Origin of the sequence: Streptomyces sp. NPDC059788 (genome assembly GCF_042732265.1) — a bacterium.
GTDB lineage: Bacteria > Actinomycetota > Actinomycetes > Streptomycetales > Streptomycetaceae > Streptomyces.
The window spans coordinates 110,579-127,395 of record NZ_JBHWHY010000026.1 but is presented as its reverse complement, the minus strand read 5'-3'; the positions used below and the strand labels follow the sequence as shown (position 1 = coordinate 127,395).

At 70.0% G+C, this 16,817-nt stretch carries 11 protein-coding genes; 7 read left to right on the top strand and 4 right to left on the bottom strand.

Features of this window, described 5'->3' with window-relative positions:
• Position 1 precedes the first annotated feature (1 nt).
• From ACFV57_RS23390 to panD, 7 genes are all read left to right on the top strand, one after another.
• Entirely contained in the window at positions 2–3,901 is a 3,900-nt protein-coding gene (locus ACFV57_RS23390) for a DNA-directed RNA polymerase subunit beta' (RefSeq protein ID WP_385235537.1), read from the top strand.
• 327 nt (positions 3,902–4,228) lie between these two features.
• Positions 4,229–4,708, top strand: a complete 480-nt coding sequence (locus ACFV57_RS23385) for a DUF1707 and DUF4190 domain-containing protein (protein ID WP_385235474.1) — start codon at positions 4,229–4,231, stop codon at positions 4,706–4,708.
• Between the two features lie 418 nt (positions 4,709–5,126).
• Entirely contained in the window at positions 5,127–5,498 is a 372-nt protein-coding gene (gene rpsL / locus ACFV57_RS23380; RefSeq protein WP_003948652.1) for a 30S ribosomal protein S12, read from the top strand.
• Between the two features lie 2 nt (positions 5,499–5,500).
• Entirely contained in the window at positions 5,501–5,971 is a 471-nt protein-coding gene (gene rpsG / locus ACFV57_RS23375) for a 30S ribosomal protein S7 (RefSeq protein ID WP_030017001.1), read from the top strand.
• Between the two features lie 39 nt (positions 5,972–6,010).
• Complete coding sequence (gene fusA / locus ACFV57_RS23370) at positions 6,011–8,131, top strand: elongation factor G (protein ID WP_385235471.1); 2,121 nt, start codon at positions 6,011–6,013, stop codon at positions 8,129–8,131.
• 155 nt (positions 8,132–8,286) lie between these two features.
• Entirely contained in the window at positions 8,287–9,480 is a 1,194-nt protein-coding gene (gene tuf, locus ACFV57_RS23365) for an elongation factor Tu (protein ID WP_361149173.1), read from the top strand.
• Between the two features lie 260 nt (positions 9,481–9,740).
• Positions 9,741–10,166, top strand: a complete 426-nt coding sequence (panD, locus tag ACFV57_RS23360) for an aspartate 1-decarboxylase (RefSeq protein ID WP_385235467.1) — start codon at positions 9,741–9,743, stop codon at positions 10,164–10,166.
• Between the two features lie 195 nt (positions 10,167–10,361).
• Here panD and ACFV57_RS23355 read toward each other — a convergent pair whose 3' ends face one another.
• The 4 genes from ACFV57_RS23355 to ACFV57_RS23340 all read right to left on the bottom strand — a co-directional run bounded on the left by ACFV57_RS23355 (position 10,362) and on the right by ACFV57_RS23340 (position 16,190).
• On the bottom strand, positions 10,362–11,369 hold the full coding sequence (locus ACFV57_RS23355; RefSeq protein WP_385235464.1) for a hypothetical protein: 1,008 nt from the start codon (positions 11,367–11,369) through the stop codon (positions 10,362–10,364).
• Positions 11,370–11,826: 457 nt separating this feature from the next.
• The gene (locus ACFV57_RS23350; protein ID WP_385235461.1) at positions 11,827–12,660 is read right to left on the bottom strand and encodes a TauD/TfdA family dioxygenase; all 834 of its coding nucleotides are present in this window, start codon (positions 12,658–12,660) and stop codon (positions 11,827–11,829) included.
• Positions 12,647–14,659, bottom strand: coding sequence for a nucleotidyltransferase domain-containing protein (locus ACFV57_RS23345; RefSeq protein WP_385235458.1), 2,013 nt, complete (start codon positions 14,657–14,659; stop codon positions 12,647–12,649). Before ACFV57_RS23345 ends, ACFV57_RS23350 begins: the two co-directional genes overlap by 14 nt.
• 265 nt (positions 14,660–14,924) lie before the next feature.
• The gene (locus ACFV57_RS23340; RefSeq protein ID WP_385235455.1) at positions 14,925–16,190 is read right to left on the bottom strand and encodes an MFS transporter; all 1,266 of its coding nucleotides are present in this window, start codon (positions 16,188–16,190) and stop codon (positions 14,925–14,927) included.
• Positions 16,191–16,817 lie beyond the last annotated feature (627 nt).

The window sequence follows — 16,817 nt, the reverse complement described above, 5'->3', positions numbered from 1 at the left end:
AGTGCTCGACGTCAACTTCTTCGACGAGCTGCGGATCGGCCTGGCGACCGCGGACGACATCCGACAGTGGTCCCACGGTGAGGTCAAGAAGCCGGAGACCATCAACTACCGCACCCTCAAGCCGGAAAAGGACGGGCTCTTCTGCGAGAAGATCTTCGGTCCGACCCGGGACTGGGAGTGCTACTGCGGCAAGTACAAGCGTGTCCGGTTCAAGGGCATCATCTGCGAGCGCTGCGGCGTCGAGGTCACTCGCGCCAAGGTGCGCCGTGAGCGGATGGGCCACATCGAGCTGGCCGCGCCCGTCACGCACATCTGGTACTTCAAGGGCGTTCCGTCGCGGCTGGGCTACCTGCTCGACCTCGCCCCGAAGGACCTGGAAAAGGTCATCTACTTCGCCGCCTACATGATCACGTGGGTGGACGAGGAGCGCCGTACGCGCGACCTGCCCTCGCTGGAGGCGCACGTCTCCGTCGAGCGCCAGCAGATCGAGCAGCGCCGCGACGCCGACCTGGAGGCCCGCGCCAAGAAGCTCGAAACCGACCTGGCCGAGCTGGAGGCCGAGGGCGCCAAGGCGGACGTGCGCCGCAAGGTGCGCGAGGGCGCCGAGCGTGAGATGAAGCAGCTGCGCGACCGCGCGCAGCGCGAGATCGACCGTCTCGACGAGGTGTGGAACCGCTTCAAGAACCTCAAGGTCCAGGACCTGGAGGGCGACGAGCTGCTCTACCGCGAGCTGCGCGACCGCTTCGGCACGTACTTCATGGGCGGCATGGGCGCCGCGGCGCTGCAAAAGCGCCTGGAGTCCTTCGACCTGGACGAAGAGGCCGAGAAGCTCCGCGAGATCATCCGTACCGGCAAGGGCCAGAAGAAGACCCGCGCGCTCAAGCGCCTGAAGGTCGTCTCCGCGTTCCTGCAGACCCGCAACAGCCCCAACGGCATGGTGCTGGACTGCATCCCGGTCATCCCGCCGGACCTGCGTCCGATGGTGCAGCTGGACGGTGGCCGCTTCGCGACCTCCGACCTGAACGACCTGTACCGCCGTGTGATCAACCGCAACAACCGCCTGAAGCGGCTTCTCGACCTCGGCGCGCCCGAGATCATCGTGAACAACGAGAAGCGGATGCTCCAGGAGGCGGTCGACGCCCTCTTCGACAACGGCCGTCGTGGTCGCCCGGTGACGGGCCCCGGCAACCGTCCGCTGAAGTCCCTCAGCGACATGCTGAAGGGTAAGCAGGGCCGTTTCCGTCAGAACCTGCTCGGTAAGCGTGTGGACTACTCCGCGCGTTCCGTGATCGTCGTCGGTCCGCAGCTGAAGCTGCACCAGTGCGGTCTGCCGAAGGCCATGGCGCTGGAGCTCTTCAAGCCGTTCGTGATGAAGCGCCTGGTCGACCTGAACCACGCGCAGAACATCAAGAGCGCGAAGCGGATGGTCGAGCGCGGCCGCACGGTCGTCTACGACGTCCTCGAAGAGGTCATCGCGGAGCACCCGGTTCTGCTGAACCGTGCGCCCACCCTGCACCGCCTCGGCATCCAGGCCTTCGAGCCGCAGCTGGTCGAGGGCAAGGCCATTCAGATTCACCCGCTCGTGTGTACCGCGTTCAACGCGGACTTCGACGGTGACCAGATGGCCGTGCACCTGCCGCTGTCCGCGGAGGCGCAGGCCGAGGCCCGCATCCTGATGCTGTCCTCGAACAACATCCTCAAGCCGGCCGACGGCCGTCCGGTCACCATGCCGACCCAGGACATGGTGCTGGGTCTGTTCTTCCTCACCACCGACGAGGCGGAGCGCAAGGTCATCGGCGAGGGCCGGTCCTTCGGCTCGGTCGCCGAGGCGATCATGGCCTTCGACAACCGGGAGCTCTCGCTCCAGGCGAAGGTCGACATCCGCTTCCCGATCGGCACCGTTCCGCCCCGCGGCTGGACCCCGCCGGTGCAGGAGGAGGGTGAGCCGGAGTGGCAGCAGGGTGACAGCTTCCGGCTGCGTACGACCCTGGGCCGCGCGCTCTTCAACGAGCTGCTGCCCGAGGACTACCCGTTCGTCGACTACTCGGTGGGCAAGAAGCAGCTCTCCGCGATCGTCAACGACCTGGCCGAGCGCTACCCGAAGGTCATCGTGGCGGCGACGCTCGACAACCTGAAGGCGGCCGGTTTCCACTGGGCGACCCGTTCCGGTGTCACCGTCGCGGTCTCGGACATCGTCGTGCCGGAGGCCAAGAAGGCCATCGTCGCGGGCTACGAGGCCCAGGACGAGAAGGTCCAGAAGCAGTACGAGCGCGGTCTGATCACCAAGGACGAGCGCACTCAGGAACTGATCAACATCTGGACCAAGGCGACCAACGAGGTCGCCGAGGCGATGAACGAGAACTTCCCCAAGACGAACCCCATCTTCATGATGGTTGACTCGGGTGCCCGAGGAAACATGATGCAGATGCGGCAGATCGCCGGTATGCGTGGTCTGGTGTCGAACGCGAAGAACGAGACCATCCCGCGGCCCATTAAGGCGTCGTTCCGCGAGGGTCTGTCCGTGCTGGAGTACTTCATCTCCACCCACGGTGCCCGTAAGGGTCTCGCGGACACCGCCCTGCGTACCGCCGACTCGGGTTACCTGACCCGTCGTCTCGTGGACGTCTCGCAGGACGTCATCATCCGCGAGGAGGACTGCGGCACCGAGCGCGGTCTGAAGCTGCGGATCGCCAGCAAGGGCGCCGACGGTGTGCTGCGCAAGGCGGACGACGTCGAGTCCTCCGTGTACGCGCGGATGCTGGCCGAGGACGTCGTCGTCGACGGCAAGGTCATCGGCCCCGCCAACGTCGACCTGGGCGACGTGCTCATCGACCAGCTGGTCGCGCACGGCGTCGAGGAGGTCAAGACCCGCTCGGTCCTGACCTGCGAGTCCGCGGTCGGCACCTGTGCCTTCTGCTACGGCCGCTCGCTGGCCACCGGCAAGCTGGTCGACATCGGTGAGGCGGTCGGCATCATCGCCGCCCAGTCCATCGGTGAGCCCGGCACCCAGCTGACGATGCGTACCTTCCACACCGGTGGTGTGGCCGGTGACGACATCACCCTGGGTCTGCCGCGTGTCGTCGAGCTCTTCGAGGCCCGTACGCCCAAGGGTGTCGCCCCGATCTCCGAGGCCGCCGGCCGCGTGCGGATCGAGGAGACGGAGAAGACCAAGAAGGTCGTCGTCACGCCGGACGACGGCAGCGACGAGACGGCGTACGGCGTCTCCAAGCGTGCCCGTCTGCTGGTGGGCGAGGGTGACCACGTCGAGGTCGGCCAAGCGCTGACCGTGGGTGCCGTCAACCCGCACGACGTGCTGCGCATCCTGGGCCAGCGCGCCGTCCAGGTCCACCTGGTCGGCGAGGTCCAGAAGGTCTACAACAACCAGGGCGTGGCGATCCACGACAAGCACATCGAGATCATCATCCGGCAGATGCTGCGCCGTGTGACGATCATCGAGTCCGGCGACGCGGAGCTGCTGCCGGGCGAGCTGGTGGAGCGTACGAAGTTCGAGGGCGAGAACCGTCGTGTGGTCCAGGAGGGCGGTCACCCCGCCTCCGGCCGTCCGCAGCTGATGGGTATCACCAAGGCTTCGCTGGCCACCGAGTCCTGGCTGTCGGCGGCGTCCTTCCAGGAGACGACCCGGGTGCTGACCGACGCGGCGATCAACGCCAAGTCGGACTCCCTGATCGGCCTCAAGGAGAACGTCATCATCGGTAAGCTCATCCCGGCCGGTACGGGCCTGTCCCGCTACCGCAACATCCGGGTGGAGCCCACCGAGGAGGCCAAGGCCGCGATGTACTCGGCCGTCGGTTACGACGACATCGACTACTCGCCCTTCGGCACCGGCTCCGGCCAGGCGGTCCCGCTGGAGGACTACGACTACGGTCCGTACAACCAGTAAGGGCCCGGTCGGCCTGACGGGCCGTACCGGACACGCACTGTAACCGCAGGGCGGCCACCCACTCGGGTGGCCGCCCTGCGGTGTTCGCGGGCCGCGGGGCGGTGCGTACGGGCCGCGTGGCCGTGCGCGGGTGGCCGGGATGGTGCGGTGGCGCGCCGCGGATTCGTCGCCCGGGGAACCGTGCGCTCGGCCGGCGCGTACTGAATGATGGGTGTACTGCCTAATGTGGGGGAGGTGCTCAGGGTGGCGTTCCAGCCGTGGCAGGGTGGGCAGCCGGCGCCGTGGCAAGGCGGGCAGCCGGTGCAGGGTTCCGGTCAGGCTCCGGCGATGCGTGCCTCGCACGCCGATCGCGAGCGTGCGGTGGACGTGCTGAAGGCCGGGTTCGCCGAGGGCCGGCTTCCCCAGGAGGAGTACGAGCAGCGGATCGGCCGCGCCTATCAGGCGCTGACCCACGGCGAGCTCCAGATGCTGGTGGCGGACCTGCCGCAGGGGCCGGTGCCGCAGTCGCAGTTCGCGCCCCGTCCGGCGGTGCCCCCGGCGTTCATGCCGGCGCCGATGCCGGTGGTGGCGCCCACGAACGGCTCGGCGACGGGCGCCCTGGTCTGCGGCATCCTCACGCCGGTGACCTGGGGGCTGACGTCCATACCTGCGGTCATCCTGGGGCACAAGGCGCGGGCGGAGATCCGCCGCACGGGCGAGCGCGGGGACGGTCAGGCGGTCGCCGGGCTGATCCTGGGCTGGCTCGGCATCGGCGGCTGGCTGCTGTTCTTCGTCTTCATGGTGATGGTGGGGATCGCGCACCTCTGAGGGCGCGGCGGGGGCGTACAAAGGCTCCGGCACGCGGGGGTACGGTAGGTCCCGCAGAAGGGCCCGACACCCCTCACGGCGCCCGCCACGGCGCGTGCAGCGATGGTGGAGCCTTCTTCCGTACGGCCCCTGATCGCACTACGGTGGCCGCAGCGCCGGGGGAGTCCGGCGTGTCCTTCGCGTGTGCATTTGTTTTGACCGCAGCCCATGCGGTAGGTACGCTCTGACCTTGTGCCTGGGGTGTCCTCGTGCTGCCGTGCGTGCAAGCGTCCGCACGGAAGCCGGGTCTCGACACCGCAATCTGCCGCCGTCCTCGTTCCAGCGAGGGGTCTGCAGTATTCGACACACCCGACCGCGTGGGTCGGGGATTGTTCCAGGTTAGCTTTACCGAGACTGGCACACAGAAACCGGAGAAACGGTGCCTACGATCCAGCAGCTGGTCCGCAAGGGCCGGCAGGACAAGGTCGAGAAGAACAAGACGCCCGCACTGGAGGGTTCGCCCCAGCGCCGCGGCGTCTGCACGCGTGTTTTCACGACCACCCCGAAGAAGCCGAACTCGGCCCTGCGTAAGGTCGCGCGTGTGCGTCTGACCAGCGGCATCGAGGTCACCGCTTACATTCCGGGTGAGGGCCACAACCTGCAGGAGCACTCGATCGTGCTCGTGCGTGGCGGCCGTGTGAAGGACCTGCCGGGTGTTCGGTACAAGATCATCCGCGGCTCCCTCGACACGCAGGGCGTCAAGAACCGCAAGCAGGCTCGCAGCCGCTACGGCGCCAAGAAGGAGAAGTAAGAATGCCTCGTAAGGGCCCCGCCCCGAAGCGCCCGGTCATCATTGACCCGGTCTACAGCTCTCCTCTGGTGACCTCCCTCATCAACAAGGTTCTGCTGAACGGCAAGCGCTCCACCGCCGAGCGCATCGTTTACGGCGCCATGGAGGGTCTGCGCGAGAAGACCGGCAACGACCCGGTCATCACGCTCAAGCGCGCGCTGGAGAACATCAAGCCGACCCTTGAGGTCAAGTCCCGCCGTGTCGGTGGCGCGACCTACCAGGTCCCGGTCGAGGTCAAGCCCGGCCGTGCCGCCACGCTCTCGCTGCGCTGGCTCGTGGGCTACTCCCGCGCCCGCCGCGAGAAGACCATGACCGAGCGCCTCATGAACGAGCTGCTGGACGCCTCGAACGGCCTCGGCGCTTCGGTCAAGAAGCGTGAGGACACCCACAAGATGGCCGAGTCCAACAAGGCCTTCGCGCACTACCGCTGGTAGTCGCTACCCACATCGAGACCGAGAGAAGATTGAGCCACTATGGCCACCACTTCGCTTGACCTGGCCAAGGTCCGCAACATTGGGATCATGGCCCACATCGACGCGGGCAAGACGACCACCACCGAGCGGATCCTGTTCTACACCGGTGTTTCGTACAAGATCGGTGAGGTCCACGACGGCGCTGCCACGATGGACTGGATGGAGCAGGAGCAGGAGCGCGGCATCACGATCACGTCTGCCGCGACGACCTGCCACTGGCCGCTGAACAACGTCGACCACACCATCAACATCATCGACACCCCGGGCCACGTCGACTTCACCGTCGAGGTGGAGCGTTCGCTGCGCGTGCTCGACGGTGCGGTGACGGTGTTCGACGGCGTTGCCGGTGTTGAGCCGCAGTCCGAGACCGTCTGGCGCCAGGCGGACCGCTACGGCGTGCCGCGTATCTGCTTCGTCAACAAGCTCGACCGCACCGGTGCGGAGTTCCATCGCTGCGTCGACATGATCGTGGACCGCCTGGGCGCGACCCCGATCGTGATGCAGCTGCCGATCGGCACCGAGGCGGACTTCAAGGGCGTCATCGACCTCGTCTCCATGAAGGCGCTGGTCTGGTCCGCCGAGGCCGCCAAGGGCGAGATGTACGACACCGTCGACATCCCGGCCACGCACACCGAGGCCGCCGACGAGTGGCGCGGGAAGCTGCTGGAGGCCGTCGCCGAGAACGACGAAGAGATGATGGAGCTGTACCTGGAGGGCCAGGAGCCCACCGTGGACCAGCTGCACGCGGCGATCCGCCGTATCACCATCAACTCGGGCAAGGGCGGCGACGTCACCGTCACCCCCGTGTTCTGCGGTACCGCCTTCAAGAACAAGGGCGTGCAGCCCCTGCTCGACGCGGTCGTGCGCTACCTGCCGTCGCCGCTGGACGTCGAGGGCATCGACGGCCACGCGGTCAACGACGCCGAGCAGGTCATCACGCGCCGTCCCTCCGAGGACGAGCCGCTGGCCGCTCTCGCGTTCAAGATTGCGAGCGACCCCCACCTGGGCAAGCTCACCTTCATCCGGGTGTACTCGGGCCGCCTTGAGGCCGGCTCGCAGGTCACCAACTCGGTGAAGGGCAAGAAGGAGCGCATCGGCAAGATCTACCGGATGCACGCGAACAAGCGTGAGGAGATCGACTCGGTGGGTGCCGGCGACATCGTCGCCGTCATGGGTCTGAAGCAGACCACCACCGGTGAGACCCTCTGCGACCCGTCGAACCAGGTCATCCTGGAGTCGATGGAGTTCCCGGCCCCGGTCATCCAGGTCGCCATCGAGCCCAAGTCCAAGGGCGACCAGGAGAAGCTGGGTGTCGCCATCCAGCGTCTCGCCGAGGAGGACCCGTCCTTCCAGGTCCACACGGACGAGGAGACCGGTCAGACCATCATCGCGGGTATGGGCGAGCTGCACCTCGACGTGCTGGTCGACCGTATGAAGCGCGAGTTCCGGGTCGAGGCCAACGTCGGCAAGCCGCAGGTCGCGTACCGCGAGACCCTGCGCAAGCCGGTGGAGCGTCTGGACTACACGCACAAGAAGCAGACTGGTGGTTCCGGCCAGTTCGCGAAGGTGCAGATCGCGCTCGAACCGCTTGAGGGCGACGGGTACGAGTTCGAGAACAAGGTCACCGGTGGCCGTATCCCGCGGGAGTACATCCCGTCCGTGGACGCGGGCTGCCAGGAGGCCATGGAGTTCGGCGTGCTCGCCGGCTACCCGCTGACCGGCGTCAAGGTCGTGCTCCTCGACGGCGCGTTCCACGAGGTCGACTCTTCGGAGATGGCCTTCAAGATCGCCGGTTCGATGGCCTTCAAGGAGGCCGCCCGCAAGGCCAGCCCGGCCCTGCTGGAGCCGATGATGAAGGTCGAGGTGACGACGCCCGAGGACTACATGGGTGACGTCATCGGCGACATCAACTCGCGTCGCGGTCAGATCCAGTCCATGGAGGACCGCCACGGCGCCAAGCTCGTCACGGGCCTGGTTCCGCTCTCGGAGATGTTCGGCTACGTCGGAGACCTCCGCAGCAAGACCTCGGGTCGCGCAAGCTACTCGATGCAGTTCGACTCCTACGCCGAGGTTCCGCGGAACGTCGCCGAGGAGATCATCGCGAAGGCCAAGGGCGAGTAGTACCGGCTCGCACGAGTCGCAAGACGCTTTAGGCTTGACACCGTCTGCCGGGGCCCGTCCCCGCCACCCGCGAGGGGGCCCCGGCGGCCGGCATCCCAGCAAAGATCACCTGGCGCCGATGAGTAAGGCGTACAGAACCACTTCAGGAGGACCCAGTGGCGAAGGCGAAGTTCGAGCGGACTAAGCCGCACGTCAACATCGGCACCATCGGTCACATCGACCACGGTAAGACGACCCTCACGGCCGCCATTACCAAGGTGCTGCACGACGCGTTCCCGGACCTGAACGAGGCCTCGGCCTTCGACATGATCGACAAGGCGCCCGAGGAGCGCCAGCGCGGTATCACCATCTCGATCGCGCACGTCGAGTACCAGACGGAGAACCGTCACTACGCCCACGTTGACTGCCCCGGTCACGCGGACTACATCAAGAACATGATCACCGGTGCCGCCCAGATGGACGGCGCGATCCTCGTGGTCGCGGCGACCGACGGCCCGATGCCGCAGACCAAGGAGCACGTGCTCCTGGCCCGCCAGGTCGGCGTGCCCTACATCGTCGTCGCCCTGAACAAGGCCGACATGGTGGACGACGAGGAGATCCTGGAGCTCGTCGAGCTCGAGGTCCGTGAGCTCCTCTCCGAGTACGAGTTCCCGGGCGACGACGTTCCGGTCGTCAAGGTCTCGGCGCTCAAGGCGCTCGAGGGCGACAAGGAGTGGGGCGACTCCGTCCTCAAGCTGATGGCCGCCGTCGACGAGGCGATCCCGCAGCCCGAGCGTGACGTCGACAAGCCGTTCCTGATGCCGATCGAGGACGTCTTCACGATCACCGGCCGTGGCACCGTCGTCACCGGTCGTATCGAGCGTGGTGTCCTCAAGGTCAACGAGACCGTCGACATCATCGGCATCAAGACCGAGAAGACCACCACCACGGTCACCGGCATCGAGATGTTCCGCAAGCTGCTCGACGAGGGCCAGGCCGGTGAGAACGTCGGTCTGCTGCTCCGCGGCATCAAGCGCGAGGACGTCGAGCGCGGCCAGGTCATCATCAAGCCGGGCTCGGTCACCCCGCACACGGAGTTCGAGGCGCAGGCGTACATCCTGTCGAAGGACGAGGGTGGCCGCCACACCCCGTTCTTCAACAACTACCGCCCGCAGTTCTACTTCCGTACCACCGACGTGACCGGCGTCGTGACCCTCCCCGAGGGCACCGAGATGGTCATGCCGGGCGACAACACCGAGATGTCGGTCCAGCTGATCCAGCCGGTCGCCATGGAGGAAGGCCTGAAGTTCGCCATCCGTGAGGGTGGCCGGACCGTCGGCGCCGGCCAGGTCACCAAGATCGTCAAGTAAGTCCTTGACGGTCGGGGAGACCCGGCAGCTCTTCTGAGCGCTCAGAGAAGCCCCGCTCACCTTCGGGTGAGCGGGGCTTCTCGCTGTTCGGGGGCCGTCGCTGTGCGGAGCTCTGCCGGTCGGTGCCTCTCGCTGTTCAGGGCCGGGGCGGGTGTTCAACTGCGGGCCCCGGTCCCTTCTGCTGCACAGCGCGGCTGCCTAGCATGAGCGGATCGGCGCGTACCCGCCGAGGACGCGACCCTTCTCCCGGGAGTGACACCGTGCAGCGCACCATGTTCAAGTCCAAGATCCACCGTGCCACCGTGACCCAGGCCGACCTGCACTACGTCGGCTCGGTCACGGTCGACGCCGACCTCCTGGACGCCGCCGACCTGCTGCCCGGCGAGCTGGTCCACATCGTCGACATCACCAACGGTGCCCGCCTGGAGACGTACATCATCGAGGGCGAACGCGGCTCCGGCGTCCTGGGCATCAACGGCGCCGCCGCGCACCTCGTCCACCCCGGCGACCTGGTGATCCTCATCAGCTACGCCCAGGTGGACGACGCCGAGGCCCGCGCGCTGCGCCCGCGCGTCGTCCACGTGGACGCGAACAACCGGATCGTCGCCCTGGGCACGGACGCCTCGGAGCCGGTGCCGGGCGGCGACACGGAGCGGAGCCCGCAGGCGGTTGTGCAGGGGCGGTGAGCGGGGCGGGACGAAGTCGTTCCGTGGGCGGGCAGGGGCGGAGTACGCGCTCGGTGTGGCCCGGTCGGCCGGGTGGTCGGCTGAGGTGCTGCCGGTGGAGCGTGGGCAGTGGCACCCGGGTGCTGTCCGGGCCTTTCGGAGGTACGGGGCTCGGCCGGCGGAGGCCCGGCCGCGGGACGGTGCCCGGAGCGGCGCCTAGGCGGGGGCTCCCGTTCGGCGTAGGCAGGGGTTGCAGAGGTCCGCGTGTGCGGATCGGAAGGCCAGGTCGCATTCCGGGCAGTTCCGCAGGGGCAGGACGTGTGGCTGTGCCGGGGGCTCGGGGAGCGGGGGAGGCAGAAGGTCGTCGAGCCGGTGGGCGACGAAGGCCGCCGGGATCTTGACGCGGGGCGGCAGGTCGGCGGTGAGAGCGCGGCGTACGGACTCGGGGGAGACGCCTCGCTCCAGCCAGCGGGCGACGCTCGGCGCGAGCCGGTGTACGTCGCGTTGGGAGAGCAGCAGGCGGGGATCGTCCGCGCGGAGGCCCGACAGGACGTCCAAGGCGGCCGCTGAGGGCTTGGGGGACGGCTGCGCGGGGGTGGCCGGGGGCGGTTCGGGTGCGGGCCGGGGCGGGGCCTGGACGAAGCCGCGGTAGGTCAGCTCGGCGAGGTCGAGGGGGGTGGGGGCGAGGAGGGCGGGGGTGCCGGGTGCGCGGGGTCGGGAGGCGGGAGCAGGGGGTGGGGCTGCGGGCGGGGGTGGAGTGGTGCGGGGTTTCGGGATCGGGGGTGGGGCCTGGGGCTGGGGCGGGAGGTTTGTGGCGGGGGTGGTGGTGGGCGTCGTGGGGGTGTTGTCGGGGGGCTCGTCGGGGGTCTCCGGGTTCGCGTACGCGTACGTGACGGTGCGGAACCTGCCCCGGTCGCCCCGCTGCCTGGCCCGCTCGATGTAGCCGCGGTCCTCCAGTTGGCGCAGGGCGGCGGCGATCCGTTCGCGGCCTTCGGGGAAGCGCTTGGCCAGGGTCACGATGTCGACCGGGGAGCCGTCCGGCAGGGACAGGATGTACGTCGCGATGCCGATCGCCATCGCGGACAGCTCGCGGTGCTGCGCGAGGTGGTTGCCGATGATCACGTAGCGCTTGGGGCGGCTGCCGCTGATCTTGCGCAGACCGGTGGCGTATCGGCGAACCGGGTCACAGGGGCGTTCTTGGGTACTAGGCTGCAGGTCGTCCATCGGGAAGGGTCTTCTTCCTTGGTGGTCAGGTCCGCCGGAAGTTCGTGCTTCCAGGCGGGCGGGCCCTCGCTCGGGATGTCAGTCCCGGTCGAGGGCCATTTGCATATGACGGGGGCTTTTGCGGCGCGGATGCCGCTGTGGCTGAGAGTGCACCCTCCGGCCCGGCGGAAGCCACCATTCCGCCTCCTGATCACCCAGGTGGGTGACAACGGGGACGGTAGGGGAGGGTTGGGTAATTTCCCCCCGGTCCTTTGGTCTTTTAGGGGCGGGGGCACCGTCGGCCGGTCCACCGTCGGCCGGTCCACCGGACGCCGGTGCACCGGACGCCGGTCGGCCGGACGCCGGTCGGTTCCGGGAGAGGCGCGTCGGCGGAGCTGTCGGTGGGGGCGGCGGGTGTGTTTTCGGCCGGGCGCCGTCACCGCGTGGCCGGGCGCCGTCACCGCGTGGCCGTGTGCCGTCACCGTGCGGCCGGGGCCGCGGGGAAGCCGAAGACCATACGGGCGCAGGTCGGCCCCGTGGCGTCGAAGTTGAGACGGCGCAGCATGCGGGGCTCGCCGGCGGGGATGGTCGTCCGGCCGTGGACGACGGCCGAGTTGTCGGCGATCAGCACGTCGCCGGGGGCGAGCTTGAAGGCCAGCCGGTTCGCGGGGGCGGCGAAGAAGCGGCACAGCTCCGCGAACTGGTCCCGGACGTCCGGGCGCGGCACGACCCGCGACATGCCGTCCGGCATCCGGAACTTCAGGCCGCAGACGCCGCCGCGGTGCCGGAACAGCGGCTGCGTGCTGGTCCGGCCGGTACGGGTGATGGTCAGCGCGTCGGGCTCCGTCAGCGCCTGCCACCGCCCCGGGAAGTGCCGCGCCAGGTGCTGGCGGGCCGCCTGGGCGCTGGCCAGCACGGACAGTCCGCCGCGGGCGGCCGGGCGTACGCACTGGAGCGTGATGAGGGCCTCGGGGCGGTCGCGGAAGGCGCCGTCCGTGTGCAGCAGGTGCTCCGAGCGGGTGGAGCCGGGGAAACCGTCGACCGGCTCCGCGGGCGTGATCGGCACGATCCCGTCGTCGTCCGCCCGCGGGTGCGGTGCCGGGGTGCCGAAGCGCCACCGCAGACCGAGCAGGTCCTGACGGCTCCCCGCGCGCTCCGTGCTGCGCAGGACCGCGAAGCCGTACCGGTTGAACGCGGACAGCATCTCGCGTTCCTGCGCCGTCGACATGCAGGACAGGGAGCCGACCCGGACGGTCTGCGCCGCCAGGGACAGGCCGGAGCCGAACGGGCGGCGGAGGTCAGCTGACGCCATGGCCGGTGCCCTCGGGGAAGGCGGGGCGGGGGACGCCGTTCTTCGGAGTACCGGGATACGGGCCGCCGTTCTTCGGAGCACCGGTGTGCGGACCGCCGTTCTCCGGAGCACCGCTGTACGGGAGCCCGGCGGCCGGTGGGGTGGCCGCCGGCCCGGCGGTGAGCGTGGCCAGCCAGCCGCGCAGCACGGCACCGGCCACCCGTTCGGCCTCGGCGCGGTCGTGCCGTACGTCGCCGGGCGCTTCGCCGGTGCCGTCGGGCTGCCGACGGTGGAAAGCGGCGAGGGCCTGGTCGTCGGCCGGGTACTCGGCACCGCTCTCCAGCCGCAGCATGATCTTCGCGAGGAGGGCGGTGGACTTGTAGAGCACCCGCAGGTCCGGTTCGCCGAGCAGGAGCTGCTTGCGGAGGGTGACGGCGGCCCGCACGCCGTCGCGCACACTGACGTCCGCGTACGTCACGGCGTCCGGTACGGGCAGGACGAGGCCGGGCGCGCACCACAGCGGCGCGATCGCACCCGCCCCGCTGAGGGTGAGGACGTGCAGCAGCCGCGACGGCAGCGCGCCCGCGCGGAGCTCGTCCTCGGTGAGCACCGTCATCGTCATCCGCACCCCTTCGAGCACCGGTTCCAGCTCGGTGCGTACGCCCCGGAGCCGGGGGAGCCGGTCCTGCGGTGCCAGCACGAGCACGTCCAGGTCGCTCCAGCCGTGCTGGTACGTGCCCCGGGCCGCGCTGCCGGTGACGGCGAGCAGGTCCACGGCCGGGCGCGGGCCCGTCAGCCGCCCGCGCAGTTCGCGCAGGTAGGTCCCCAGGCACGGCGGAAGCCCCAGGCTGTGGACGGCCACGGGTCTCGGCGGCCGGAAGGTCCAGGCCGCGTCGAAGGCCAGGCGGTCCAGCCGCCGCTGGAGGCTCAGCTGCGCCCAGGGGGCGGCGGGGGCCCGGCCCGAGGCCCCCTGCCGTGCCGCTCCCTGCCCCGCGGTGTCCGGCCCGAGGGGTTCGGGTGCGGTGGCGCGCAGCCGGTCGCCGAAGATCCTTCGCAGCTCGGCGAGGGTGCCGTGGTCGCGTACGGGCTCGATGCTGACGCGGTCGAGGAACGGGTGCGCCGCGCAGTAGCGGTCGAGGCCGTCGGCGATGCGCTCGGCCCGGTTCGCGGCGTCGTCGGCCCGCGTACCGGCCGGGCCGGGGGCCGTGGCGCCGAGGAGGTGTTCCGCGTCCAGCCGGGCGTAGCCGCGGCGGGTCCGCAGGTACTCGCCCGCGGCGTCGCGCGCCTGGTCGCAGTCGCCGCCGAGCGCCACCACCCGTACGCGGGAGAGCGCGCATTCCGGCACCGCGGGGTAGCGCCGGTGCAGGCACTGGCGCAGCTCGTGCTGGATGTCGATGACGGACCGGTCGCCGACGACGACGGCCGCGTCGAAGCGTCCTTCGTCGAGGAGACGGTGGATCTGGTCGTGGAGCCGTCGCTGGTAGCTCTCCAGGTGGCTGTCGGGGGCGGGGGAGCGGGCCAGGCCGCGCGCGGCGCCGCGGGCCGGGTCCTCGTCGTGCAGCAGGACGACGCCGTATTCGCTCTCCTCGGCGGCGCGCAGGGCGGTGCGGTACGGCGCGAGCGCGGCGCGGGCGGCACGGGCCGCCCGTGCCGTACCGCAGTGCTCGCGCACCGCGACGACGGCCGCCAGCGCCGCTTCCAGCATGGGCAGGCCCTGCCGTACGCCTCGCAGGTCACAGGCCTGGGGCTGCCGGGCGCGGGACAGGTACGAAGTGGCGAGGACGTCCGCCAGCTCCCGGTAGGAAGCACCTTCGAGCCACCACCCGGTTCTCTCCGTGCCGGTGAGGGCGGGCCACCGTGGGGCGTGTTTCTCCGCGGGCGCGGAGATCTCGATCTGCGGGGTGCGGCGGGCCAGCATGCGCAGCTGGGTGTCCTTGCCCACGCGGGCCGGTCCGCTCACGGCGATGACGGGGTGCGGGGACGGCGGGCGGTTTTCGCGCGGTGGGTTCATCCGGGGCATGGGTTTTTTTCCTCCGGTGATGCGTGGTTCGGGTTCGGGTTCGGGTTCGGGTTTTCGTGGGGTTGTGTGCATGGGGGAGGCGGATGGAGTTTTTCTTTCGGGTTGCGTTTCTTTGTGTGCGTGGAATTTGCGCGGACGAGCGGAATGCGGGCGCCATTCATGCGCGGCGGCGGAGGCGCGGAGACGCGGTTGACTGAAGTGCGGATACGGGGATACGTGACGGCGTGCGCGGGAATTCCGTACGGAGAATCCGTCGCGGCCGGGGTCACGCCTTCGTACGGGACAGCACCAGGCCGACCCCCGCGGCCGCCGCGAGGGAGGCCAGGCCACCGGTGAGAAAGCCGGTACGGGGCCCCCAGGCCGCGGTGACCCAGCCGACGGCCGGCGCGGTCACCGGCGTACCGCCCATGAACGCGATCTTGAAGAGGCTCATCACCCGGCCCCGCGTCGCCGCGTCGGCTGTCAGCTGGACATGTGCGTTGGCGGTGACGGTGACGACCAGGCCGGTCGTGCCGACCAGGACCAGCAGGGCCGCGAAGAGCCACAGGGCGGGGGCGAGGGCGGCGGCCGTCTCCAGCGCGCCGAACAGCAGCGCCGCCATGGTCAGCACCCGCCGCGGCGGCGCGAGGCTGCGCGCCGCCCACAGGGCGCCCGCCACCGCGCCCGCCGCCAGCAGGGAGTTGAGCAGCCCGTACACGCCGGAGCCGGTGTGGAAGACCTGCACGGTGAACGCGGTCAGCCAGACGGGGAAGTTGAAGCCGAACGTGCCGACGAAGGCGACCAGCACGATGGGCCACAGCAGGCCGGGGTCGCGGGCGACCTGCCGCAGCGTCGCCCTGACCTGGCCGCCGCCGCGTGGGGCGCGCGCGGCCGGGTGTATCTCGCCGGTGCGCATGAGCAGCAGGGCGGCCGGCGGCGCGAGGTAGGAGAGGCCGTTGAGCAGGAAGGCCCAGCCGCTGCCCACCGCCGTGATCACGACACCGGCGACCGCGGGGCCGATCAGACGGGCGGTCTGGAAGACGGCGGCGTCCAGACTCACCGCGTTGCGCAGCTGCTCGGGGCCGACCAGCTCGGCGACGAACGCCTGCCGGGCGGGGGCGTCCGCGACGGAGACCAGACCCAGCGCGGCCGCCATCAGGTACACATGCCAGGGGCGCGCCTGGCCGGACAGGACCAGCGCGGCCAGGCCCAGGCCCGTCGCGCCCAGCGCGGTCTGGGTCCACAGCAGCAGCCGGCGCATGGGCATCCGGTCGGCGATCAGGCCGCCGTGCAGGCCGAGGAGCAGCATGGGCGCGTACTGGAGGCCGATGGTGACCCCGACGGCGGCGGAGGAGCCGGTCAGCTCGACGACCAGCCAGTCCTGGGCGATGCGCTGCATCCACGTCCCGGTGTGGGATACGGCCTGTCCGGCGGCGAACAGCCGGTAGTTGCGGATGCGGAGCGATCCGAAGGCCGCGGCGGCCCGCCCGGACGGACCCGACGCGCGGCGGGGCGGCAGGGATGCGGGGGCGGGGCCCGGCGCGCCGGTCACGTCCGCCGCTCCCTCGCGGGGACCGGGAACGGATTTTGTCCGTACGCGGGCGCGGGATTTCCGTTTCCGTTTCCGTATCGGAATCGGGTCATGGCAGCTCCCTCCCGCGTCGATACGGTCCAGGATTCCCCCGGCGGTGCCCTTCAGTCGCCGGACTCTCCGGCTTCATTCGGAAGGCTTCCATTTCTTGTGAGCTGTAGGACTTTTCTGGGGAGTCAATTGCGGCGCCCATTCCGTCCGGCCGGTTTTCTTTTCGCGCTCGGCGGTCGCGGGGCGCTCGGGCGCGCGCGGTGGTGCGCCGGAGCCGGGGAGCGGAGTGCGCGCCGCGCCGTGCCGCGAGTGGTGGAAGTTCGGCTCGCGGGGTGTGGCGCGCACGAATTACCGAGGAGGCTTCCGTCATTTGGAGTAACGTGCTGGTGTCGGAGCGTCACCGTCTTGGGAGGGGCGGCTCGCGCCGAGGGGGGCGGGCGTCGCCAACAAGTCCAGTCGGCACCGGAGGAGTCAGCCTCTCGTGGTACTTGCTCACCCCGTCGTCCGCGCCGGGCCGCCGTTCGGCGGCGGCCCGGCGCCCGCCCCGAAGCCGTGCGCGCGCCGCGCGCCGCTGGGGCCGTCCGTACGCGCCGACGG

Coding starts and splice junctions, on each gene's coding strand:
- ACFV57_RS23385 (WP_385235474.1), top strand. CDS start 4,229: ATGCGTGCCTCGCACGCCGATCGCGAGCGTGCGGTGGACGTGCTGAAG.
- rpsG (WP_030017001.1), top strand. CDS start 5,501: ATGCCTCGTAAGGGCCCCGCCCCGAAGCGCCCGGTCATCATTGACCCG.
- fusA (WP_385235471.1), top strand. CDS start 6,011: ATGGCCACCACTTCGCTTGACCTGGCCAAGGTCCGCAACATTGGGATC.
- ACFV57_RS23355 (WP_385235464.1), bottom strand. CDS start 11,369: ATGGACGACCTGCAGCCTAGTACCCAAGAACGCCCCTGTGACCCGGTT.
- ACFV57_RS23350 (WP_385235461.1), bottom strand. CDS start 12,660: ATGGCGTCAGCTGACCTCCGCCGCCCGTTCGGCTCCGGCCTGTCCCTG.
- ACFV57_RS23345 (WP_385235458.1), bottom strand. CDS start 14,659: ATGCCCCGGATGAACCCACCGCGCGAAAACCGCCCGCCGTCCCCGCAC.